18 protein-coding genes are annotated in these 21,198 nt (G+C 68.9%); all 18 read right to left on the bottom strand.

What is annotated here, in order from left to right; all coding sequences use genetic code 11:
* Window positions 1-690 precede the first annotated feature (690 nt).
* The gene (locus tag ED208_RS07360) at window positions 691-1,431 is read right to left on the bottom strand and encodes a flagellar motor protein (protein ID WP_123211255.1); all 741 of its coding nucleotides are present in this window, start codon (window positions 1,429-1,431) and stop codon (window positions 691-693) included.
* Entirely contained in the window at window positions 1,422-3,167 is a 1,746-nt protein-coding gene (locus ED208_RS07355) for a chemotaxis protein CheA (RefSeq protein ID WP_123211254.1), read from the bottom strand. Before ED208_RS07355 ends, ED208_RS07360 begins: the two co-directional genes overlap by 10 nt.
* 27 nt (window positions 3,168-3,194) lie before the next feature.
* Window positions 3,195-3,947: a protein phosphatase CheZ gene (locus tag ED208_RS07350; RefSeq protein WP_123211253.1), complete on the bottom strand. Its 753-nt coding sequence runs from the start codon at window positions 3,945-3,947 to the stop codon at window positions 3,195-3,197.
* A gap of 11 nt (window positions 3,948-3,958) precedes the next feature.
* Window positions 3,959-4,351 (bottom strand): chemotaxis response regulator CheY, encoded by a 393-nt coding sequence (gene cheY, locus ED208_RS07345; RefSeq protein ID WP_199720569.1) that lies wholly within the window; start codon window positions 4,349-4,351, stop codon window positions 3,959-3,961.
* 29 nt (window positions 4,352-4,380) lie between these two features.
* Window positions 4,381-5,211: an RNA polymerase sigma factor FliA gene (locus ED208_RS07340; RefSeq protein ID WP_123211251.1), complete on the bottom strand. Its 831-nt coding sequence runs from the start codon at window positions 5,209-5,211 to the stop codon at window positions 4,381-4,383.
* Window positions 5,212-5,239: 28 nt separating this feature from the next.
* The gene (locus tag ED208_RS07335) at window positions 5,240-6,142 is read right to left on the bottom strand and encodes a MinD/ParA family protein (protein WP_123211250.1); all 903 of its coding nucleotides are present in this window, start codon (window positions 6,140-6,142) and stop codon (window positions 5,240-5,242) included.
* Complete coding sequence (gene flhF / locus ED208_RS07330) at window positions 6,129-7,379, bottom strand: flagellar biosynthesis GTPase FlhF (RefSeq protein WP_123211249.1); 1,251 nt, start codon at window positions 7,377-7,379, stop codon at window positions 6,129-6,131. The genes ED208_RS07335 and flhF overlap by 14 nt, the downstream gene beginning before the upstream one ends.
* Before the next feature lie 9 nt (window positions 7,380-7,388).
* Window positions 7,389-9,479 carry a flagellar biosynthesis protein FlhA gene (gene flhA / locus ED208_RS07325; protein ID WP_123211248.1) on the bottom strand — a complete coding sequence of 697 codons (2,091 nt, stop codon included), beginning with the start codon at window positions 9,477-9,479 and terminating at the stop codon, window positions 7,389-7,391.
* A gap of 116 nt (window positions 9,480-9,595) precedes the next feature.
* On the bottom strand, window positions 9,596-12,097 hold the full coding sequence (locus ED208_RS07320; protein WP_123211247.1) for a sensor domain-containing diguanylate cyclase: 2,502 nt from the start codon (window positions 12,095-12,097) through the stop codon (window positions 9,596-9,598).
* Window positions 12,094-14,427 (bottom strand): sensor domain-containing diguanylate cyclase, encoded by a 2,334-nt coding sequence (locus ED208_RS07315; protein ID WP_123211246.1) that lies wholly within the window; start codon window positions 14,425-14,427, stop codon window positions 12,094-12,096. The genes ED208_RS07320 and ED208_RS07315 overlap by 4 nt, the downstream gene beginning before the upstream one ends.
* An 89-nt stretch (window positions 14,428-14,516) precedes the next feature.
* On the bottom strand, window positions 14,517-15,653 hold the full coding sequence (flhB, locus tag ED208_RS07310; RefSeq protein WP_123211245.1) for a flagellar biosynthesis protein FlhB: 1,137 nt from the start codon (window positions 15,651-15,653) through the stop codon (window positions 14,517-14,519).
* A 4-nt stretch (window positions 15,654-15,657) separates the two neighbouring features.
* Window positions 15,658-16,431 (bottom strand): flagellar biosynthetic protein FliR, encoded by a 774-nt coding sequence (gene fliR / locus ED208_RS07305; RefSeq protein ID WP_123211244.1) that lies wholly within the window; start codon window positions 16,429-16,431, stop codon window positions 15,658-15,660.
* Window positions 16,432-17,264: 833 nt separating this feature from the next.
* Window positions 17,265-17,534: a flagellar biosynthesis protein FliQ gene (gene fliQ / locus ED208_RS07295; RefSeq protein ID WP_123211242.1), complete on the bottom strand. Its 270-nt coding sequence runs from the start codon at window positions 17,532-17,534 to the stop codon at window positions 17,265-17,267.
* Complete coding sequence (gene fliP, locus ED208_RS07290; RefSeq protein ID WP_123211241.1) at window positions 17,531-18,271, bottom strand: flagellar type III secretion system pore protein FliP; 741 nt, start codon at window positions 18,269-18,271, stop codon at window positions 17,531-17,533. Before fliP ends, fliQ begins: the two co-directional genes overlap by 4 nt.
* A gap of 5 nt (window positions 18,272-18,276) precedes the next feature.
* Window positions 18,277-18,966: a FliO/MopB family protein gene (locus ED208_RS07285; protein ID WP_123211240.1), complete on the bottom strand. Its 690-nt coding sequence runs from the start codon at window positions 18,964-18,966 to the stop codon at window positions 18,277-18,279.
* 4 nt (window positions 18,967-18,970) lie between these two features.
* Entirely contained in the window at window positions 18,971-19,312 is a 342-nt protein-coding gene (gene fliN, locus ED208_RS07280) for a flagellar motor switch protein FliN (protein WP_233574919.1), read from the bottom strand.
* The gene (gene fliM / locus ED208_RS07275) at window positions 19,309-20,313 is read right to left on the bottom strand and encodes a flagellar motor switch protein FliM (protein ID WP_123211239.1); all 1,005 of its coding nucleotides are present in this window, start codon (window positions 20,311-20,313) and stop codon (window positions 19,309-19,311) included. Before fliM ends, fliN begins: the two co-directional genes overlap by 4 nt.
* A gap of 14 nt (window positions 20,314-20,327) precedes the next feature.
* Complete coding sequence (locus tag ED208_RS07270; protein WP_148044715.1) at window positions 20,328-20,876, bottom strand: flagellar basal body-associated FliL family protein; 549 nt, start codon at window positions 20,874-20,876, stop codon at window positions 20,328-20,330.
* Between the last annotated feature and the right edge of the window lie 322 nt (window positions 20,877-21,198).

Genomic DNA, 21,198 nt, shown 5'->3' with positions numbered 1-21,198 from the left:
TTGATAGCTTTTTTTCGCCTTTTGGCGACTCACTTTTCTTTGCTTGTGCAAAGAAAAGTAAGCAAAAGAAAGCACACCCCTGCGTAGCGCCCCTACGGGGTACCCTGCGATGCTCGTGGCCGGGGGGACGCGCCCGAACTCGGCGCCCTATAGGCGCCTCAAACATGCGGGCGCTTCCATACCCCCCGTCCACTGCGCTTCTCGGCGCTACGAAGGGGACCGGAGCATCTACAGCACGGCAGTCTCCGCCCGCCGCCACCACAACATCACCAGCAACAGCAGGCGCTTGCTTCGCTCGCGCGAGGTCGGCGAAGCCGACGAGCCAGAGTGCCGTTGATGTGGCTTTTGATGTGGCTGTGGCTGCTGATGTGGCTTTTGACTTGCCCTCCCCTTCGTAGCGCCGAGAAGCGCAGGACCAAAGGGGGATAACAGCGAGCGCATGTCTGAGGCGCCTATAGGGCGCCGAGTTCGCGAGCGGCCCCTTTGGGCCGAGCATCGCAGGGCAGTCCGCAAAGCGGACCGCTACGCAGGGGCCTGCTTTCTTTTGCTTACTTTTCTTTGCAGGAGCAAAGAAAAGTGAGTCGCCAATAGGCGAAAAAAAGCTATCAAGCCCTGCACAGCCAGCAGAGCGCGAACGCGCGAAGCACCCCCAAGCAGGCGAGGCCCAAAGCACGCCTGGCAAGAAACCACTCAATGCAAATACCCCGAGAGCTTCGCCTCGATATTGCGCGGGTTCTCCCCCTGCGCAATCGAGATCAACCCCTCGATCACCAGATTCCGCATCGCCGTCTGCGCGGCAATCGCCGCCTTGAGCTTGGCCGCCATCGGCAGGAAGAACAGATTGGCGGCGGCAATGCCGTAGATGGTGGCGGTGAAGGCGGCAGCGATGCCATGACCGAGCTTGGACGGATCGGCCAGGTTCTTCATCACCGCGATCAAGCCCAGCACCGCGCCGATGATGCCCAGCGTCGGCGAGTAGATGCCCATGCCCTCGAAGAACTTCGCGCCCTGGGTGTCGAAATGCTCCTTCGCCTCCACCTCGACTTCCAGGATGGTGCGGATGGTGTCGGGCTCGGCGCCGTCGACCAGCAGTTGCAGGCCCTTCTTGAGGAAGGGATCGGACTCGCCCTCGACGCTGCTCTCCAGCGCCAGCAGGCCCTGCTTGCGCGAGAGATCGCTCCACTCGACGATGCGGTTGATCAGTGCCCGGCCATCCTGCGCCGGTGGCTTGAAGATCCACTTGGAGATCTTCAGCGCATGTTTGACCGTCGGTCCCGGGGTCTGCACCAGGATCGCGGCGATGGTGCCGAGAATGACGATCACGAACGCTGCCGGCCCCCACAGCGCCTGCACGCCGGCGCCCTTGAGGATGGAGCCGCCGACCAGCGCGCCAATCGCCAGAACCACACCGATGATCGACATCAGGTCCATGCGCAAGCTCCCAGTTCGCTGCCGGTTTCATGGGCCTGCACCAAGCTGTCGACATCCAGCACCAGCGCGACCCGGCCCTCGCCGGTGACGGTGGCGCCGGAGAATCCGGCCAGGCCCTTGAGCAGGGCGCCCAGCGGCTTCACCACGGCTTCCTCGCGGCCGCGCAGGCGGTGCACCAGCAGAGCGGCACGGCGTTCGCCCACCTGCACCACCGCGACGTGGCGGTCGGGATCGGCGGCGGCCTCCTCGGCGTCGAGCCAGCGCGAGAGATCAATCAAGGGCATCTCCTGCTCGCGGTGCCGCCAGCGGCGGCCGCCGGCGTCCTCGACCAGGGCCTCGGGGCGTAGAGCGGCGACTTCCAGCACCTTGTCGAGCGGGATCGCGTACAGGCGCGAGCCCACCGTGGTCATCAGCACCGGCGCGATCGCCAGGGTCAGCGGCAGGCTCAGCCGCAGGCTGGTGCCCTCGCCGACCACCGATTCGATGGCGACGCTGCCGTGCAGGCTGACGATGCGGCTCTTCACCACGTCCATGCCGACGCCACGGCCGGAGAGATCGGAGACTTCGTCCTTGGTCGAGAAGCCGGGCAGCAGGATCAGCTCCAGCGCCGCCTGCGCGTCGAGACGGGCGGCGGCCTCGGCGCTGATCAGGCCTTTCTCCACCGCCTTGCGGCGCAGCCGCTCGGGGTCGATGCCGGCGCCGTCGTCGCTGACCGTGATCAGCACCCGGTCGCCGGTATGGCGGGCGGCCAGGCGCAGCCGGCCGGCAGCCGGCTTGCCGGCAGCCAGCCGCCGCTCCGGCGTCTCGATGCCGTGGTCGCAGGCATTGCGCACCATGTGCAGCAGCGGGTCGGCCAGGGCTTCGACCAGGTTCTTGTCGAGATCGGTGTCCTCGCCTTCCAGAACCAGCTCGATCTCCTTGCCGAGCCCGCGAGCGATGTCGCGCACCAGCTTGGGAAAGCGGGAGAACAGCTTCTTCACCGGTTGCAGGCGCAGGTTCAGCACCGAGCCCTGCAGGCGGCGGGTCAGTGCGTCGAGTTCGCGCAGGCTGCGCTCGCTCTCGGCCGGCAGGCTGCCCTGCGGGTGCAGGGTCTTGAGCCGGTTGCGCACCAGCACCAGCTCGCCGACCAGATTCATCAGGCCGTCGAGGCGCTGGGTATCGACGCGGATGCTGCCATCGCCATCGCCGGCGCGGCGCGCCGGCAGGCTCACCGCCTCGATGCCGGCCGCCGGCGCCTGTGCCGGCGGCGGCGGCGGCGGCAGTTCGACCGCCGAGGTCGGCGGCTGGCCGCTGCCGTGCAACTGGTCGAGCAGGGCCTCGAATTCGTCGTCGCTGATGCTGGTGGCGGCGGGCGCACCCAGCAGTGCTTCAAGGTCATGCAGCAGGGTCGCCGGTGCCGGCGCCGGGGTCTGGCCCTCGCGCACCCGGTCCAGCATCGACTGCACCTGATCGAGCGCCGCCAGGCTGACATCCATCAGCCGGGCATCGACCTCGCGCTTGCCGGCGCGCAGGGCGCCGAACACTTCCTCGGCGCGGTGGCAGAGCTCAGCGAGCATGCCCAGCTGCAGAAAGCCGGCGCCGCCCTTGACGGTGTGGAAGCCGCGAAAGATGGCGTTGAGCAGCTCCGGGTCGTCCGGGCGCCGCTCCAGCTCCACCAGCTGTTCGCCCAGGGTCGCCACCAGCTCCCCGGCCTCGGCCAGGAAGTCGTCGCGGATGTCGTCTTGGACGGCGGACATGGCAGTCGTGGTTCCTTGCGAGTGGCCTTACATGAACATCGCCAGCAGCGCGTCGGCGTCATCCTGACCGCTGACCGCGCCGGCTTTTTCCAGGCCCGGCACCGCCGGACCCTGCAAGCCGGTATCGGCGCCGGCGCCGCGCTCTTGAGCGCCACTGCGCTGGCTGAGCAGCTTCATCAGCTCCCGCTCGACCTCGCGGATCACACCGGTCACCCGCTTCAGCAACTGGCCGCTGAGATCCTGGTATTCCTGCGCCATCGCCAGCTCCGAAAGTCGGTGGCGCAGCTGGCCCTGGGTAGCGATCAGCGCGCGCTCGATGCTCTCCAGATCACCCGCCAGCTGCGCCAGCGCCGGCGAGCTGCCGGCCGCCATGTGCAGGCGCGCGCGGCTGCTGGAGATGTTCTGGGCGGTGGCGCCCAGCGCCGCCAGTTCCGCCTGGCTCTCCTCGACCAGATCGAGCGTGCGGTGCGCGGCTTTCTCGGTGAGTTGCAGCACGTGATCGAGGCGGGCGCCGGCATCCGGCAGCTCGCTGGCCAGGGCGTTCCAGCGCGAGTCGCTTTCCAGCGCGGTGAAGGCCGCGCGCAGATCCTGGGTGAGCTGGGCGATGCGCAGAAAGAAGCTGTCCTCGCGGCGGCGCAGCAGGTCCTGCAGGCGCTCGGCAAACAGCAGGTCGTCGCCCTGCTCCAGTGCCTGGGTCATGTCACGCAGCCGCCCGAGCAGCTCGTTGCGCGCGGCCTGCTCGGCCTCCGGGCTCAGCCCGGAGCTCTTGCCATCGTCCATTGCCAGCTCCTTTAGGCGGCTTGCGCGTAGCGCTCGAAGATCTTGTCCAGCTTTTCCTTCAGGGTGACGCCGGTGAAGGGCTTGACGATGTAGCCGCTGACGCCGGCCTTGGCGGCCTCGATGATCTGCTCGCGTTGCGCCTCGGCGGTGACCATCAGCACCGGGATGCCCTTCAGGCGCTCGTCGGCACGGATGTGCCGGAGCAGCTCGATGCCGGGCATGCCGGGCATGTTCCAGTCGGTGATCACGAAGTCGAACTGGCCGGCTTGCAGCAGCGGCAGCGCGGTCTTGCCGTCGTCGGCCTCGGTGATGTCGGAGAAGCCCAGCTCATTGAGCAGGTTCTTAACGATGCGCCGCATGGTCGAGAAGTCATCGACCACCAGGATCTTCAGGTTGCGGTTCAAGGGAGCGGTCATGGCGGAGTCTCCGGCGTCTAGACGGGATGGGTTTGGGGATCGGGGAAAGCGGCGGGGCCAGAGGACCCGGCAGCCTTGGGGCTGGTCTTGGCCAGCCGCACCGCCGGCTTGCGCCGGGCCGGCGGCGACAGCCAGTCGGCGAGATGGCCGCGCAGCCGCACCAGCGCCTGGCCGTGGATCTGGCAGACCCGCGATTCGGTGATGCTCAGCACCTCGCCGATCTCGCGCAGATTGAGTTCGTCGCGGTAGTAGAGCGAGAGCACCAGCTGCTCCTTTTCCGGCAGCTTGCCGATGGCCTCGGTCAGCGCCTTCTTGAACTCCCGGCCCTGCAGCTGCTCGGCTGGCGAGGGGCTGTTGTGGTCTTCCACCTGCCAGGCCTCGTCGTCGTCGCCGTCGCGCGGCGCGTCCAGCGACAGCATCTGGCACTGCACGGCGTCGGCCATGGTCTGGCGGTAGTCCTCCAGGCTCACGCCCAGGGTCTCGGCGATGTCCACCTCGCGGGCGGCGCGGCCGAACTTCTGCTCCAGCGCGCGCATCGCCTCGCTGGCCTCGCGCACCTTGCGGTGCACCGAGCGCGGCGCCCAGTCGCCGGAGCGCAGTTCATCGACCATGGCGCCACGGATGCGGATGCCGGCATAGGTCTCGAAGCTGGCGCCGGCCGAGCCGTCGTAATGGCGGGCGGCGTCGAGCAGGCCGATCATCCCGGCCTGGATCAGGTCGTCGATCTCGACGCTGGCCGGCAACCGCGCCGCCAGATGGTGGGCGATACGCCGCACCAGCTCGGCGTGCTTCTGCACCAGCGCACGTTCATCGACGGCCGGCAGGGCGAATTTCGGCATCGCGCTCATGCGCCGCTCCGGGTCTGGGCAGGGCCGCTCACGCCGCGACTCCCTGCGGCTGTTGCAGCAGGCGTTCGACGAAGAACTCCAGATGCCCGCGCGCGGCGGTGGGCGGCACCCAGGCCTCGATCCGGCGGGCGATGGCCTGGAAGGCCAGGGCCGAGGGCGAACCCGGATACAGCTCCACCACCGGCTTCTGCCGGCGCACCGCCGTCTTCAGCCAGTCGTCGTAGGGCACCGCGCCGACGAAGGCGAGCGTGACATCGAGAAAGCGCTCCGAGACCCGCTCCAGTCCGGCGTAGATCTCGCGCGCCTCGCCAAGATTGGCGACCTGGTTGGCGAGCACCTGGATGCGCTGCACGCCGTGGTCGCGCGACAGCACCTTGATCAGCGCATAGGCATCGGTGATCGAGGCGGGATCGTTGGTGACCACCACCACCACTTCCTGTGAAGCGGCAGAAAGCGTGGTCACCGAGTCGGCAATGCCGGCGGCGGTGTCGACGATCAGCACGTCGATCTCGCGCCGCAGTTCGGAGAAGGCGCGGACGATGCCGGCGTTCTCGGCCGGCGTCAGCTCGGCCATGTTCTTCTTGCCGGACGCGGCCGGCACCACCATCAGCCCGGCCGGGCCTTCCAGCAGGGTGTCTTCCAGCGAGCAGCGGCCTTCGAGCACGTGCGAGAGGTTCCAGGCCGGGGTCAGGCCGAGCAGCACGTCGACATTGGCCAGGCCCATGTCGCCGTCCAGCAGCAGGGTCTTGCGGCCGGTCTGGGCGATGGCGGTGGACAGGTTCACCGAGACCGTGGTCTTGCCCACCCCGCCCTTGCCGCTGGCCACCGCGATCACCTTCGGCGGCGGCCGTGGGCCGGTGCCGGAATAGCCGCCCAGGCGCAGGCCGGCGGCCTGATCCTCGGGCGCGCGCTCGGATTCAGACGGCCACATGGCTGGCGCCTCCGTGCTGGGTCTGTCGGCCGTGCTGGGCGGCGGCGTAGTCGTCGGCGAGCAGTTCCTCGTCGCGCGCCTGCGGCAGCAGCCGCGCCAGCTCGCAGGCGCGGCGGACCAGATCGTCGGCGCGCACCGCGCAGAGGTCTTCCGGCACCCGCTGCCCGTCGCTGATCCAGGCCAGCGCCAGCTGGTGGCGTATCGCCGCCGACAAGGCCGCGCCGATGCGCGTCGCCTCGTCGATCTTGGTGAGGATGCAGCCGGCCAGCGGCGTCGCCCGGAATTGAGCCACGATGTGGTCGCAGTCGCCGGCCGAGGCGCCGCCCGGCATCACCAGGTAGCTCGACAGCTTGCCGGCCAGCGGCCGCAGCAGCGACAGCTGGTTGGACAGCAGGCGGTCGCGCGGCCCCATGCCGGCGGTGTCGATCAGGATCAGCCGGCGGTCGCCGAGCCGGCCCAGCAGCGCCTCCAGCTCGCCGGCGTCGCGGGCGGTCTGCACCGGCACGCCGAGCAGGCGGCCGTAGTGGAACAGCTGCTCCTGGGCGCCGATGCGGTAGTGGTCGGTGGACACCAGGGCGATGTCGCGGGTGCCGTGGCGCTCGGCGTAGCGGGCGGCGAGTTTGGCGATGGTGGTGGTCTTGCCGACCCCGGTGGGGCCGACCAGGGCCAGCACCTGCTGGCCGCCGGTGGTGTCGATCAAGGGCTCGCGCGGCAACACCGGCAGCTTGCGCGCCAGGCCCTGCAGCACGCTGCGCTTGGCCTGCTCGGCATCCGCCTCGGCGCCGGCCTCGGCGCTCAGCTCGCGTGCCAGCGCCGGGTCCAGCCCCAGGCCGAGCAGCGCCCGGAACAGGCCGGCGCGCTGCGGCTGCTGCATTTTTTCCCGCGACCAGGACAGGCCGGCGAGCTGACTCTGCATCAGGCTCTTCACCTCGGCGATCTCGCGGCGCAATGCCGCCAGCTCGCCGTCACCGGCGCGCGGGCCGGTGCTCCAGGCCGACGCCGCCGGCGGCGGTGGGGTGTAGGCCGGACGCGGCGCGGCGGGCGGCGGCGGTTCGGCGGCCTGCACCGCGCGCAGGGTCTGCTGCGCCGGGGTCTCGTCGTAGTCGACGGCCGCCACCACCTCGACGCCATCGGCGAGCCGGCGGCTTTCGAGGATCACCGCGTCGCCGGACAACTCCTGGCGCACCCGGTTCATGGCCTCGCGCATGTTGCGCGCCTGGAAGCGTTTGATCTTCATCGAGCGTCCTCAGGGTGAGACTGCCGAGACCAGACGCAGCTTCTGGGTCTCGGGAACTTCGTTGAAGGCCAGCACCCGCAATCCGGGCACGGTCTGGCGGGTGAACCGGGCCAGCATCGGACGCAGCGGTCCGGGCACCAGCAGCACCGCCGGCTCCCCGGCGTTCTGCTGCTTGCTGACGGCATTGGCGAGACTGGTATGCATGCGCTCCGCGAGTCCGGGTTCGAGCACGGCGGCTCCTTGGCTGAGGGAGTCCTGCAACACGCGTTCCAGAGCCGGAGCCAGGGTCAGCACCGGCAATTCGGTGTTGGCGGCGGCGCCGGAGGAGTCCTGGATTTCCTGCACGATCTGCCGCCCGAGCGCGACCCGCACGGCGCTGGCGAGGGTGACGGGATCCTGGCTGCGGGCACCGGCATCCGCCAGAACTTCGGCGATGGCCTTCAAGTTGCGCAGCGGCACCTGCTCGGCGAGCAGGGTTTGCAGGACCTTGGTGAAGGCGCCCAGCGACAGGGTCTTGGGCACCAGGTCTTCGACCAGCTTGGGCGCGGCCTTGGCCAGCGCGCCGAGCAGCTGCTGGGCCTCGTCGAAGCCGAGCAGCTCGGGTGCGTGCTCGCGCACCACCTGCGAGAGATGGGTGGCGATCACCGTGCCGGCATCGACCACGGTGTAGCCGAGCGTCTGCGCATGGGCGCGGGCGCCGGGCTCGATCCACACCGCTTCCATGCCGAACGCCGGGTCATGGGCGCGGATGCCGTCCAGCTCGCCGTAGACGCGGCCGGGGTTGAGCGCCATCTCGCGGTCGGGATAGACCTGGCCACGGCCGACCGGCACGCCGGACAGCAGCAAGCGGTAGGCATTGGGCAGCAGCTCCAGGTTGTCGCGGATGTGTACCGGCTGGATCAGGAAGCCGAGTTCCTGGGTGAGCTTCTTGCGCACGCCCTTGATCCGCGCCATCAGCTCGCCGCCCTGCTGGGTGTCGACCAGCGGAATCAGCCGGTAGCCGACCTCCAGGCCCAGCGGATCTTCCGGCCGCACGTCGTCCCAGCTCAGCTCGGCCGGCGGCGCTGGCGCGCTGGGCGCGGCCTGCGCCGCCGGCTGCGCGCGCGCCTTGGCGATCAGCCAGGCGCCGGCTGCACAGGCGCCTGCCAGGATCAGGAACACCAGGTTGGGCATGCCCGGGATCACCCCGATCAGCGCCAGCACCGCCGCCGCCACCGCCAGCACCCGTGGTTGCCGGAACACCTGGCTGGCGACCTGCTGCGCCATGTCGCTGGAACGCGACATGCGGGTCACCAGCATCGCCACCGCGACACTGGTGAGCAGCGAGGGCACCTGGGCGACCAGGCCGTCGCCGATGGTCAGCAGGGTGTAGTTCTTCAGCGCCTCGCCGAACGGCAGGCCGTGCTGGGCGACGCCGATCAACAGGCCGCCGAGGATGTTGATGAACAGGATCAGGATGCCGGCGATGGCGTCGCCACGGATGAACTTCGAGGCACCGTCCATGGAGCCGTAGAAATCGGCCTCCTCACGGATCTCCTCGCGGCGGGCACGGGCGTCCTCGCGGGTGAGCAGACCGGCGTTGAGGTCGGCGTCGATCGCCATCTGCCGGCCGGGCATGGCGTCCAGCACGAAGCGGGCGCTCACTTCCGAGACCCGCTCCGCGCCCTTGGTCACCACCATGAAGTTGATGATGGTGAGGATCATGAAAACGATGAAACCGACCGCGTAATTGCCGCCGATGACGAAGTGTCCGAAGGCCTCGATCACCCGGCCGGCGGCGTGGGCACCCTCGTGACCGTGCATCAGCACCACCCGCGAGCTGGCGACGTTGAGCGCCAGCCGCAGCAGGGTGGCGAGCAGCAGCACGGTGGGAAAGGCGCTGAACTCCAGCGGCCGCAGCACGTAGATCACCGCCAGCAGGATCACCAGCGACAGCGCGATGTTGAAGGTGAACAGCAGATCCAGCACCGGCGTTGCCAGCGGCACCACCATCATCGCCAGGATCGCGAGCAGGAACAGCGGAGCCGCCAGGCCGTCGCGCGGGATGGCCTTGAGGCCAGTGGCGGCGCGGCTCAGCAACGGATTCTTGGCGTAGGGCATGTCAGGACGGGTGACGGATTTCCGTCTGCCCTACTGCAAGCCGCGTGCGCGCCCCGGTTTTGCACCTAGCGGTGGGGCTTTGCCCCGGCCACGCAGCGATCTGACGATCCTGGAAGCTAGCGCTCCAGGGCGCCGATCACCGGCGGCGCCAGACGCGGCTGGCGCCGTTGCAGCTCAAGCGCTTTCGAGGCCTGCTCGATCAACTGCGGCGGCGAGACGGCGTCACGCGGGTACAGCGCCAGCCCCAGAGACAGCTGCACCGGCGGCAGCGGTTGCCCGCGCGGCGAGAACGACAAGCCCTGGACCTGGACCTGCGCCTGCACGCGCTGCACCGCCAAGCGCGCCAGCTCCGGGTCGTCGCCGACCAGCACGATGGCGAACTCGCCGGGGCCGTGGCGGAACAGCGGCTCCTCGGTGCGGGTGGCCTGTTGCAGCAACTCGGCCAGTTCGCGCAGCAGGGCCTCGACGGCATCCAGGCCGAAGCGCTCCAGCAGCCCGGTGTAGTCGTCGACATCCATCCGCAGCAGCCCGAAGCCGCGACCGCCGCGCGCCTGCTCGGCGGCACGGCGGCGCAGGTGCTGTTCCAGCTGCTGACGGTTGCCGAGGCCGGTCACCGGATCGTGCACCGACTGCCGGCGCAGCTCCTCGCGCAGGCGGACATTGCCGATCGCCAGCCCGACCTGCTCGGCCAGGCTTTGCAGCAGCACCGGCTCCGGCGCCCAGCCGTCCGGGCGGGCCTGCCAGGCCAGGGACAGCAGGCCCACGGTCTGGCCCAGCGCCACCAGCGGCAGGCAGGTGCGCGGCTGCTCGCTGGCGAGATGGTGGTGATGACCGCAGCGCAACTCGTCCAGGCAGTCCTCGATGCGGTGCTCGCGGCCGCGACGTACCGCCCAGCACTCGGCGGGCTCGAAGCCGGCCGGCGGCGGCTCGCCGCCCCAGTGTTCCTGCAGCACGAAGCGCTCCGGCGCCTCACCGATCAGGTACAGGGCGGCCTGCACGTCGGGGAACAGCCGGCGTCCGGTGTGGGCGACGATCTTCATCGCCTCCCGCAGATCGCGGGCGCCGCCGAGCAGACCGGTCATCTCGGCGATCCGGCGCAGATCGCGGCCGCGTCTCTCGGCCTCGTTGATCGCCTCGTGCAGCTGGTTGGTGCGTTGGGTGACGCGATTCTCCAGGCTGGCGTTGAGCGCCTGCACGCGGGCCTGGCTGGCCTTCAGGTCGCTGATGTCTTCCAGCAGCTTCACGTAGCGCGCCGGCGCCGGGTAGGCGGTTTCGATCCGGCGGGCATTGATCATCACCCAGGCCTCGCCGCCGTCCTTGCGCCGGAAGCGCTTCTCGCAGCGGTAGCTGGACAGCTCGCCGGCGAGCAGACGCCGCACCAGCCGCTGGTCGTTGCCGGGGTCGGCGGGATGGGTGATCGCGTCCATGTTGAGCGCCTGCAATTCGTCTTCGCGGTAGCCGGTCAGCTCGCAGAGCCGTTGATTCATCGACAGCCAGCGGCCCTGGTCGTCGAACAGGGCGATGCCGACCCCGGCCTGATCGAACAGACTGCGCAGCAGGGCCTCGCTCTGGCGCAGACCGTGGACCGCCGCCTGTCCCTCGCTGATGTCGTCCACCAGGGCGAACACCGACAGCGGTTCACCCCGGGCGTCGCGCAGGATCGAGTTGTACCAGCAGCAGTGGGCGATGGAGCCATCGCGCCGGTGATTGCGGCATTCAATCGTCAGCTGCAGATCGCTGCCGTTCTGGATGCGCTGCTCCAGCTCGCGCACCTTGGCCTCGTCGTCGTCGTGGATGAACGGCCACTCGAAAGGGCTCTTGCCCAGCACCTCGGCAGCCGACCAGCCGAAGATCTGCTCGGCACGCCGCGACCAGCCGGTCAGCCGCAGCTGGGAATTCCATTCGATCACCGCCAGCGGCGTGTTCTCGATGTGGAACTGCAACACCTGCCGCTGACGCGCCCAGGCGGCCTCGGCCTGCTGCGCCAGCTGCCGGGATTCGCGCTCGGCGACGGCGGCGGCGGACAGCTGGTCGGCCAGCCGCTTCTGCACCCAGGCGGCGCTGAACAGCAGCAGCACCAAACTGCCATGCCCGAGCCAGACGTAGACCAGGGTGGCGGCGAGCATCGGCCGCGCCGGCAGGCTCTGGAACTGCGGATAGCTGAGCACGGTGGTGACGCTGGCCAGCAACAGCCAGGCGATGACGCCGGCCAGTGCCGACGCCGGATACGGCAGCAGCACCAGGATCGCCAGGTAGAGCAGCACGTAGTAGGAGAACACCGGCATGAACAGGCTCTGCGTCGGATCGTCGAGCAGGGGCCCGGTGAAGATCGCCAGCAGCCGCTCCACCAGCAGCAGGCTCGCCAGACCCACCGACAGCGAGGCGGCGGTGAGATAGCCGATCCAGTCGCGCCAGAGCGCCAAGGACAATACCAGCAGGATGCCGCCGACGGCGGTGAACAGCCTCGTCTCGTAGCTCAGCGCCCCCGGCAGGCTTTGCAGTACCCAGGTGTAGCTGAAGCAGAGCAGGATCACCAGCAGATTGTTGAGCAGCAGGGTGCGCCGGCGCTCCGCCGCCTGCGGCAGCCAGGCCAGGACGCCGGTGGGGTCCGGATTCATGACCGTCGCGCCTGCGGCAGCTCTGGCGGCCGGCTCAGCCGGTCGTAGCGCTGCGCACGGTTGCGACCGCCGTGCTTGGCGGCGTACAGCGCCTCGTCGGCGAGATTGACCAGCTTGTGCACATCCGGGCTGTCGCCGGGCAGGCAGGCGATGCCGATCGACACCGTCACCGCCGGCAGGATCTGGCCACGCCGGGAGACCCGCAGCGTCTGCATCTCGGCACGGATGCGCTCGGCGGCGCGCTCGGCCTCTCCGGGGTCTTCGGTGGCCAGCACCATGACGAATTCCTCGCCGCCCAGGCGGAACACCGCTTCCTCGACGCGCGCGCAGCGGCGGAACAGCGCCGCCGCCTCCTGCAGTACACGGTCACCGGCCTCGTGGCCGAAGCGGTCGTTGATGGTCTTGAAGTAGTCGAGGTCGAGCAGCAGCAGCGAGCAGCCACGGCCGCTGCGCTGGTACTCGCCACCGCGCTGGCGCAGGTGCTCGTCGAGCTGGCGGCGGTTGAGCAGGCCGGTGAGCGGATCGTGCTGGGCCTGCCGGCGCAGCTCCTCGCGCAGGCGGACATTGCCGATCGCCAGACCAATCTGCTCGGCGAGGCTGCGCAGCAGCACCGGGTCCGGCGCCCAGCCGGCGCCGGCACGCCAGGACAGGCTGAGCAGGCCCAGACGCTCGCCCAGGGCCATCAGCGGCAGGCAGCTGTGGGCGCGGTCGTCGCCGTCCTCGCCGCCGCCGTGGTGCCGGCAGCGCAGCGGGTCTCCGGGCTCTTCCACCCGGTGCTCGTGCCCACGCCGCAGGCCCCAGCAGTGATCGGCGAGCAGGTTTTCCGCCGGACGCGGACCATTGCCCCAGTGCTCGCGCAGTTGCAGGCGGTCGGGAGCCTCGGTGGCCAGATACAGGGCGGCATCGGCGAGCGGGAACAGTGTCCGGCAACTGCGTCCGACGATGCGCATGGCCTCGTCCACGTCGCGGGCGCCGGCCAGCAGACCGGTGGTCTCGGCCACCTGCGCCAGCTCGACGTTGCGTTGCTCGCTGGCAGTGGCCGACAAGCGCAGCTGCTGGGTGCGCTCGCCGACCTGCTTTTCCAGGGAGATCTGCAAGGCCTGCAGACGTCGCTCGGCGGCCTTGCGGGCGCTGATGTCCTCGATCACCGAAACGAAGCAGACCGGCAGCTCGGCGGTGGCGTCGATGCGGCCGACATGCAGCAGCACCCAGACCAGGGAACCGTCCCGGCGCAGGTAGCGCTTCTCCATCTGGTAGCCGGGGATCTCGCCAGCCAGCACCCGGTTGGCGAGATCGACATCCTTGGCCAGATCTTCCGGGTGGGTGATGCTCTGGAAGTCCAGGCGCAGCAGTTCCGCCTCGTCGTAGCCGACGATCTTGCAGAGGCTGCGATTGACCTGTAGCCAGCGGCCCTGGGCGTCCAGCAGCGCGACACCCACCGTCGCCTGATCGAAGACGCCGTGGTAACGCGCCTCGCTGGCGCGCAAGTCGCGCAGCGACTGCTCGCGGGCGCTGACATCCTGGCTGAAGCTGAGCAGCGAGACGATCTGGCCGGCGCCGTCGCGCAGCAGCGAGCGATGGGTCTCGACCAGCAGCTCGCTGCCGTCGCGGCGCCGGCAGCGGCAAAGTACCGGCGACAGAATCTCGTTGGCGCTGTAGAGGTCGCGCAGCCAGCGCTGGCGATTGCCGCGCTCGGACTCGGCGAGCAGGCCCAGCTCGCTGGCGCTGCGGTCCAGCGCCTCGGCGCGGGTCCAGCCGAACATCGCCTCGGCCGAGGCCGACCAGTCGCGGATGCGCAGCCGCGCATCCCATTCGATCACCGCCATCGAGGTATTGCCGAGGTGGAAGCGGTGCCGCCGCAGATGCTCGCTCAGGGCGTCCCGGTTTTGACGCTCCTCGGTGACGTCGCGCGCGGAGGGAATCAGGTAGCGCGGGCGGCCACGCCGGTCGGGCTCGGCGCGCAGGTGGAGATCGACAGTCCGCACCTGACCGTCGGGCAGACGGATCTGCAGGTCTTCACGAACGCTGTCACCGGCGGCGGCGCGCTGTACCAGCTGCCGCCACTGCAGGCGCGAGGCCGGCAGATCCAGCGTCCAGGGTGCCTCCCAGACCGGCTGGCCGATCAGGCGTTCGCGCGGCAGCCCGGCGAGGCGCAGGGCGGTTGCATTGGCTTCCAGAACCAGACCACGCGGATCGAGCAGCGCCACGAAGATCTCCGGATCGAGACCATCGAGCATCTGCGCCCAGCGTCGACTGTCATTCCGAAAACGCGTCACGACGCCCTCGGCCAGGCGTCGCAGCACGCGCTTCAGTCTGGGGGCCTCGGACATCGACTCTCCTGGTGGCGACGGCCGGCGTTTGTCGTCCCGGCATTAACCTCCGGCCGGCAGCTGCTGGCCGGCCCGGCCCGACAAACGCATCAATCCGGCTGGCCGTTCGGCAAGCCTTCGTCGATCCGGGGTGGGGTCGGCGCGGCGGCGGCGCGGCGGCCGTGACGGATCTCCCGCAGCTGATAGACATAGCTCAGCACCTGCGCCACCGCCTGGTAGAGCGCCGAGGGAATCTCGGCGTCGAGTTCGCAGCTGCGGTACAGGGCCCGCGCCAGCGGCGGCGCCTCGACCAGCGGCACCCGGTGCTCGGCGGCGAGTTCGCGGATCGCCCGCGCCAGTTCATCGGCGCCCTTGGCCACCACCCGCGGCGCGCGGTCCTTGCCGGCGCTGTAGCTGAGCGCCACCGCGTAGTGCGTGGGGTTGGTCACCACCACGTCGGCGCCCGGCACCTTCTCCATCATCCGGGCGTTGGCCATCTCCTGCTGCAAGCGGCGGATCTTGGCCTTGACCTCGGGCTTGCCCTCGCTCTGCTTGTACTCCTCGCGCACTTCCTGCTTGGTCATGCGCAGCTGCTTGGCGTGCTGGAACAGCTGCCAGGGCACGTCGATGGCGGCGATCAGCAGCAGCCCTCCGCCCATCCACAGCAGGGCGTTGAGCGCCAGCCGCAGGCCCTCGGCGATGGCGCCGGCGGTGGGCAGCGCGCCCAGCGCCAGCAGTTGCTCGCGGTCGCTCCAGATCACGCCGCTGGCGATGCCGGCGATCAGCAGGAACTTGAGCAGGGCCTTGAACAGCTCCGCGAGGCTGTTGGCCGAGAAGATGCGCTTGAGGCCACTGAGCGGGTTGACCCGCCCCGGGTCGGGAGCCGCCGCGCCAGGGCTGAAGTTCCAGCCGCCGATCAGCATCGGCGCCGCCAGCGCCGCGATAGTGGTCAGCGCCAGGATCGGCAGCACCTGCAGGAAGCCCTGCCCCGCCAGCTCCGCCGCGCGGATCGGCAGCTGGCCGGGGTCGTCCAGCGCCGGAACGATGCCGGCATAGCTGTCGCGCAGCAGCGCCGCCGCGCCGGTGGCGGCGGAGCCGCCCCAGGCCAGCACGCCACCGGCACCCGCCAGCACCACCGCCGCCGCGCTCAACTCGCGCGAGCGCGGCACCTGACCTTTCTTGCGGGCGTCGGCCCGGCGTTTCGGGGTGGCGGCTTCGGTGCGGTCTTGGGCAGAGGATTCGCTCATGTCCCTACCCTGCAAGCAGCATGCTCACCTGCTGGGCGGTTTCGCTGAGCAGGCGGGCAAAGCCCTGCTGCATGCTGTCCAGGCTGAGGGTGAGCATCACCAGGCCGGCGGTGAGCGAGATCGGAAAGCCGACGCCCATGATGTTGAGCGAGGGCGCCGCGCGGCTGAGCACGCCGAAACCGAGATTCACCAGCAGCAGCGCACACAGCGCCGGCAAGGCCATCAGCAAGCCGCCGGCGAACAGCCGGCCACCCTGCTCCGCCAGCCCGCGCATCGCCTCCGCGCCCAGGCCCTCGGGCCCTACCGGCAGCGCGGTGAAGCTGGCGACCAACCAGTCGAGCAGAGCGTGATGGCCGCCCAGGGCCAGGAAGCTGAGCACCGCCAGCGCGTTGAGAAAGGCACCCAGCACCGGCGAGGCGCTGCCGCGCAGGGGGTCGGCCATCTGCGCGAACGACAGGCCCATGGCCACCGAGATCAGTTCGCCGGCCATCAGCACCGCCTCGAACAGCAGATGCAGCAGCAGGCCCAGGGCGAGGCCGATGAGGATCTGCTGGAGGATGATGAGCAGGCCGTCGCCCTCGAAGAACTGGAGCGGCGGCATTGCCGGCAGCGCCGGTGCCAGGGCGATGGTCAGCACCAGAGCGAGCATCAGCCGCAGGCGGGCCGGCAGGGTGCGGCTGCCGAACAGCGGCGCAGCCATGAGCGCGGTGCCGATGCGCAGGAAGGGCCAGAACCAGGCGCCCAGCCAGGTGAGTAGTTGCTGGTCGCTCAGGTGCATGGGCGCTTCCCAGCGACTTGTAGCGTTTGCTTGCGGACTGCTGGAGGACTTGCGCGGAGAGTGGTGTCTTCGCGTTGACCTTCTTGGCTGCGGTTCGCGCGTTCGCGCTCTTTTAAGTGTGCAGGGTTTGAGGTCTTTTTTTCGCCTATTGGCGACTCACTTTTCTTTGCTTGTGCAAAGAAAAGTAAGCAAAAGAAAGCACACCCCTGCGTAGCGCCCCTACGGGGTGCCCTGCGATGCTCGTGGCCGGGGGGACGCGCCCGAACTCGGCGCCCTATAGGCGCCTCAAACAGGCGGGCGCTTCCATACCCCCCGACCACTGCGCTTCTCGGCGCTACGAAGGGGACCGGAACATCTACAGCACGGCGGTCTTCGCCCGCCGCAACATCACCAGCAACAGCAGGCGCTAGCTTCGCTCGCGCGAGGTCGGCGCAGCCGACGAGCCGGAGTGCGTTTGATGTGGCTGTGGCTGTGGCTGTGGCTGTGGCTGTGGCTTTTGACTTGCCCTCCCCTTCGTGGCGCCGAGAAGCGCAGGACCAAAGGGGGATAACAGCGAGCGCCTGTTTGAGGCGCCTATAGGGCGCCGAGTTCGCGAGCGGCCCCTTTGGGCCGAGCATCGCAGGGTAGTCCGCAAAGCGGACCGCTACGCAGGGGCCTGCTTTCTTTTGCTTACTTTTCTTTGCAGGAGCAAAGAAAAGTGAGTCGCCAATAGGCGAAAAGAAGCTTGCATCAACTGCACCGCCAGCAGAGCGCGAACGCGCGAACCACAACCCAGCGACAATCCCGGAAAAAGGCAAAGACAACCGCACTAGCGCGCAAGCACCCACCACCCGCTACCCAATCAACCCCGGAATACTCTCAAACAACCGCCGCGTGTACTCGCTTAGCGTCTGCAACATCCACGGCCCGGCGATCACCACCACCGCCGCCATCGCCATCAGCTTGGGGATGAACGACAGCGTCATCTCGTTGATCTGGGTCGCGGCCTGGAACAGGCCGACCAGCACACCCACCGCCAGGCTGGTGAGCAGCAGCGGCGCCGCCAGGCTCAGCGCCAGCAAGAGCGCCTGGTGCCCCAGCGTCAGCACGGTCTCTGGCGTCATGCCACTGCCTTGAACGAGGCCGCCAGCATCGACATGGTCAGCGACCAGCCATCGACCATCACGAACAGCATCAGCTTGAACGGCAGGCTGATCAGCATCGGCGACAGCATCATCATGCCCAGACTCATCAACACGCTGGACACCACCAGATCAATCACCACGAAGGGCACGAAGATCAGGAATCCGATCTGGAAGGCGGTGGTCAGCTCGCTGGTGAGAAAGCTCGCGGCGAGCACCGTGAATGGCACCTCGCTGGCCTCGGCATAGGGCTCGTCGCGGCCGGACAAGCGGGTGAAGGTGAGCAGGTCGGCCTCGCGGGTCTGCGCCAGCATGAAGGCACGCAGGGGTTTCTGGGCCTGATCGAGCGCCGGCTGGAACTCCAGCTTGCCGTCCATGTAGGGCTTCACCGCGTCGTCGTGGATCTTGCCCAGCACCGGCGCCATCACGAACAGGCTCAGGAACAGCGAGAGACCGATCAGGATCTGGTTCGACGGCGTCTGCCCGGTGCCCAGCGCCTGCCGCAGCAGGCCGAGCACGATGACGATGCGGGTGAAGCTGGTCATGGTCAGCAGCAGCGCCGGCAGCAGGCTCAGCGCGGTCATCAGCGCCAGCACCTGCAAGGACAGCGACCAGCTCTGCGCGCCGTTGGCGGAGGTTTCCAGGGTCAGCGCCGGGATGCCGGCGGCCTGCGCCGTGGGCCCCAGCGACAACAGCAGCAGTAGCGCCAGGATCTTCATCGGACTCAGGCGGCGGTGTGGAAGCGCGAAGTACGGAACGCCGCTGGCGGCGGAGACGGCGGAGGCGTCGCCAGGGGCGCGCCGCTCGGCGGCGAGGCCGGTGCGGTCGCAGCGGCGGCGACCGGCCGCGCCGGAGCCAGGGCGTCGGCGGAGCGCTGACGGGCGCGGTCGAGGATCTGGCGCAGCCGGGCCGCGAAGTCGGTGCTGTTGGCCCCCTTGAGCTGCGGCTGATCGAAGTCCGGCGGCACCTCGAACACGTGCAGGTTGTTGACCCGGCCGGCGGCGACGCCGAGCAGCAGATGGGTCTCGCCAGCCTGCATCCACACCACCCGCTCGCGGCTGCCGACCTGCAGGCTGCCGCGCAGCTTCAGCGCTTCGTTGCCGACCGCGCGTCCGCCTTGCAGCACCCGCACCCCGCGCGCCAGCAGCAGGATCAGGCCCAGCACCAGCAACAGCGAAACCAGCATGGTACCGGCGCCGGCGGGCGCGCTGAGGCCGGTGGCCAGCGGCCTGGCGGGGACCTGCACACTGGCCAGCTGCGTCGGCGCCGCGCTCAGCGCCTGCGGCTCCTGCACCGGCAGGCTGGGCAGCTCCAGCAGGGCCGGTTCGACACTGGCCGGGGCGACCACCGCCGGGCTGGCATCGAGCGGCGCGAGCAGCGTGATGGGCGTGATCGGAGTGATGCTGGCTTTCATGGCGCTACCTCAGCTTGCGAATGCGTTCGGCCGGGCTGACCACGTCGATCAGGCGGATACCGAACTTCTCGTTGATGACCACCACCTCGCCGTGGGCGATGAGGGTGCCGTTGGCGTAGACATCCAGCGGCTCGCCGGCGACGCGCTCCAGCTCCACCACCGAGCCCTGATTGAGTTGCAAGAGATTGCGGATCGGCAGACGGGCGCGGCCGACTTCCATCGACAGCGTCACCGGCACGTCGAGCAGCACGTCGAGGTTGACGTCGTTGCTCTGGGCCGGCGCCACCGCCTTGTCGTCGAACACCGGCGGGGTGAATTCCTGATTGGTCGCGGCGCTGCTGCTCATGCACTGACTCCTGGCTGCTTGGGGTTGATGACGCGCGGATCGCGGCGGACGGTTTCGAGAATGCGCACGGCGTTGTGGCCACCGGAGACGCCGTAGGCGGCCTTGAACAAGGGCACGTCCTCGACGCAGAGCTGCACCTGGCGCGGCATGGTGAACGGGATGACATCGCCGCTCTTGAGCTTGAGCAGCTGGCCGAGGCTGATCTGGGTGCGCGCCAGCTCGCAGCTGGCCATCACCTCGGTGTCGCGGATCTGCTCCCGCAGGGTGGCGCTCCAGCGCTCGTCCTTCTCGACACGGTCCGATTGCAGGCCGGCGTCGAGCTGCTCGCGGATCGGCTCGATCATCGAGTACGGGAAGGTGACGTGAACATCGCCGGCGCCGCCTTCCAGCTCGATGTGGAAGCGCGACACCACCACCACCTCGGAGGGACTGACGATGTTGGCGAAGTGCGGGTTCATCTCGTGACTCATGAACTCGAACTCCAGCGGCAGCACCGCGCTCCAGGCCTCGGTGAGGTCGGCGAAGCCCTGGCGCAGCATCAACTGCACCACCCGCAACTCGGTGGGGGTGAACTCGCGGCCTTCGATCTTGGTACGGTAGCGGCCGTTGCCGCCAAAGAAGTTCTCGACCACGGTGAACACCAGGCGCGGCTCGAAGATCACCAGGGCGGTGCCGCGCAGCGGCTTGACCCGGATCAGGTTGAGACTGGTCGGCACATAGAGGCCGTGGACGTAGTCGGAAAACTTCATCATCTCGATCCCGACCACCGACAGCTCCGGCGTGCGCCGGAGCATGTTGAACAGGCTGATGCGGAACAAGCGCGCGAAGCGCTCGTTGATCATCTCCAGCGTCGGCAGGCGGCCGCGGACGATGCGGTCCTGGGAAGCGAAGTCGAAGGACTGCGCGACGCCGGGCGGCGGTGGCGGCGCGGTATCGACCTTGCCGCTGTCGACGCCGTGCAGCAGGGCGTCGATCTCGTCCTGGGAAAGGATGTCTTGCACGGGCGCGGACCGGGCTACTGCATCACGAAGCTGGTGAACATCACGCCGTCGATGCGCGGCTTCTTGCGCTCCTCCAGCAGCTTGTTGATCTCTTCCAGCGACTGCTGCTGGAGCTTTTCCTTGCCCTCGCGCGGCAGCAGGTCGCGAAACTTCTGCGAGGAGAACAGCAGCACCAGGCGGTTGCGGATCACCGGCAGATTGGCGCGTACCGCATCCAGCGCCGCCGGCTTCACCGCCATCACCTCGACCTCGATCTGCAGGAAGCGGGAGACGTCCTCGTCGTTGAGGTTGACCACGAACGAGGGCGCCAGGGAGAAGTAGTCACCGCCGGTCACCGGGGCGCCACCGCCATGCTCGTCGTGCCCGCCGCTGGCCGCCGGGGCCTCCTCGGCGGCCTCGCCCGCTACCGGCGCCGCAGGCGGCGGCAGCAGGTGCTGCGCCGCATAGAAGGCGCCGCCGCCGGCGACCGCAGCCGTCACCAGGATGGCCAGGACCATCTTCATGGCGCCGCCCTTTTTCTTCGGTGCGACGGGAGCGGCTTCGGTGGCGGCAGCGGCAGACATGGCGGACTCGGACGGCAGGGACAGCCAGCCCGGGAGCAAGCCATATGCCAGGCCCGGAGAGCCCTTGGGGCGGGGGTTTGTCGGGGGAGTGCCGGAGAATTGGCGCCTGCTTTGCAGGTGGCGTGTCGGGAAATCGGCTGGGTGCAGCAGCTTGCTACCGGCGCTGTGGTTCGCGCGTTCGCGCTCTGCTGAGTCTGCAGTTGGTGCGAGCTCTTTTTCGCCTATTGGCGACTCACTTTTCTTTGCTCCTGCAAAGAAAAGTAAGACGGATTCAAGCATCAAGTGCAACACGGTTGTTTTGATCGCGTTGTTCGAAGCATTT

Source organism: Stagnimonas aquatica, assembly GCF_003730135.1.
Classification (GTDB): Bacteria; Pseudomonadota; Gammaproteobacteria; order Nevskiales; family Nevskiaceae; genus Stagnimonas; species Stagnimonas aquatica.
The sequence above is the reverse complement of the archived record's forward strand: the minus strand, read 5'-3'. Positions and strand labels throughout refer to the sequence as shown.

Coding starts and splice junctions, on each gene's coding strand:
- fliR (WP_123211244.1), bottom strand. CDS start 16,431: ATGCACCTGAGCGACCAGCAACTACTCACCTGGCTGGGCGCCTGGTTC.
- ED208_RS07350 (WP_123211253.1), bottom strand. CDS start 3,947: ATGGACGATGGCAAGAGCTCCGGGCTGAGCCCGGAGGCCGAGCAGGCC.
- flhA (WP_123211248.1), bottom strand. CDS start 9,479: ATGCCCTACGCCAAGAATCCGTTGCTGAGCCGCGCCGCCACTGGCCTC.
- flhF (WP_123211249.1), bottom strand. CDS start 7,379: ATGAAGATCAAACGCTTCCAGGCGCGCAACATGCGCGAGGCCATGAAC.
- flhB (WP_123211245.1), bottom strand. CDS start 15,653: ATGAGCGAATCCTCTGCCCAAGACCGCACCGAAGCCGCCACCCCGAAA.
- ED208_RS07340 (WP_123211251.1), bottom strand. CDS start 5,211: ATGAGCGCGATGCCGAAATTCGCCCTGCCGGCCGTCGATGAACGTGCG.
- fliQ (WP_123211242.1), bottom strand. CDS start 17,534: ATGACGCCAGAGACCGTGCTGACGCTGGGGCACCAGGCGCTCTTGCTG.
- ED208_RS07315 (WP_123211246.1), bottom strand. CDS start 14,427: ATGTCCGAGGCCCCCAGACTGAAGCGCGTGCTGCGACGCCTGGCCGAG.
- ED208_RS07320 (WP_123211247.1), bottom strand. CDS start 12,097: ATGAATCCGGACCCCACCGGCGTCCTGGCCTGGCTGCCGCAGGCGGCG.
- ED208_RS07360 (WP_123211255.1), bottom strand. CDS start 1,431: ATGGACCTGATGTCGATCATCGGTGTGGTTCTGGCGATTGGCGCGCTG.
- fliP (WP_123211241.1), bottom strand. CDS start 18,271: ATGAAGATCCTGGCGCTACTGCTGCTGTTGTCGCTGGGGCCCACGGCG.
- ED208_RS07270 (WP_148044715.1), bottom strand. CDS start 20,876: ATGTCTGCCGCTGCCGCCACCGAAGCCGCTCCCGTCGCACCGAAGAAA.
- ED208_RS07355 (WP_123211254.1), bottom strand. CDS start 3,167: ATGTCCGCCGTCCAAGACGACATCCGCGACGACTTCCTGGCCGAGGCC.
- fliN (WP_233574919.1), bottom strand. CDS start 19,312: ATGAGCAGCAGCGCCGCGACCAATCAGGAATTCACCCCGCCGGTGTTC.
- ED208_RS07285 (WP_123211240.1), bottom strand. CDS start 18,966: ATGAAAGCCAGCATCACTCCGATCACGCCCATCACGCTGCTCGCGCCG.
- ED208_RS07335 (WP_123211250.1), bottom strand. CDS start 6,142: ATGTGGCCGTCTGAATCCGAGCGCGCGCCCGAGGATCAGGCCGCCGGC.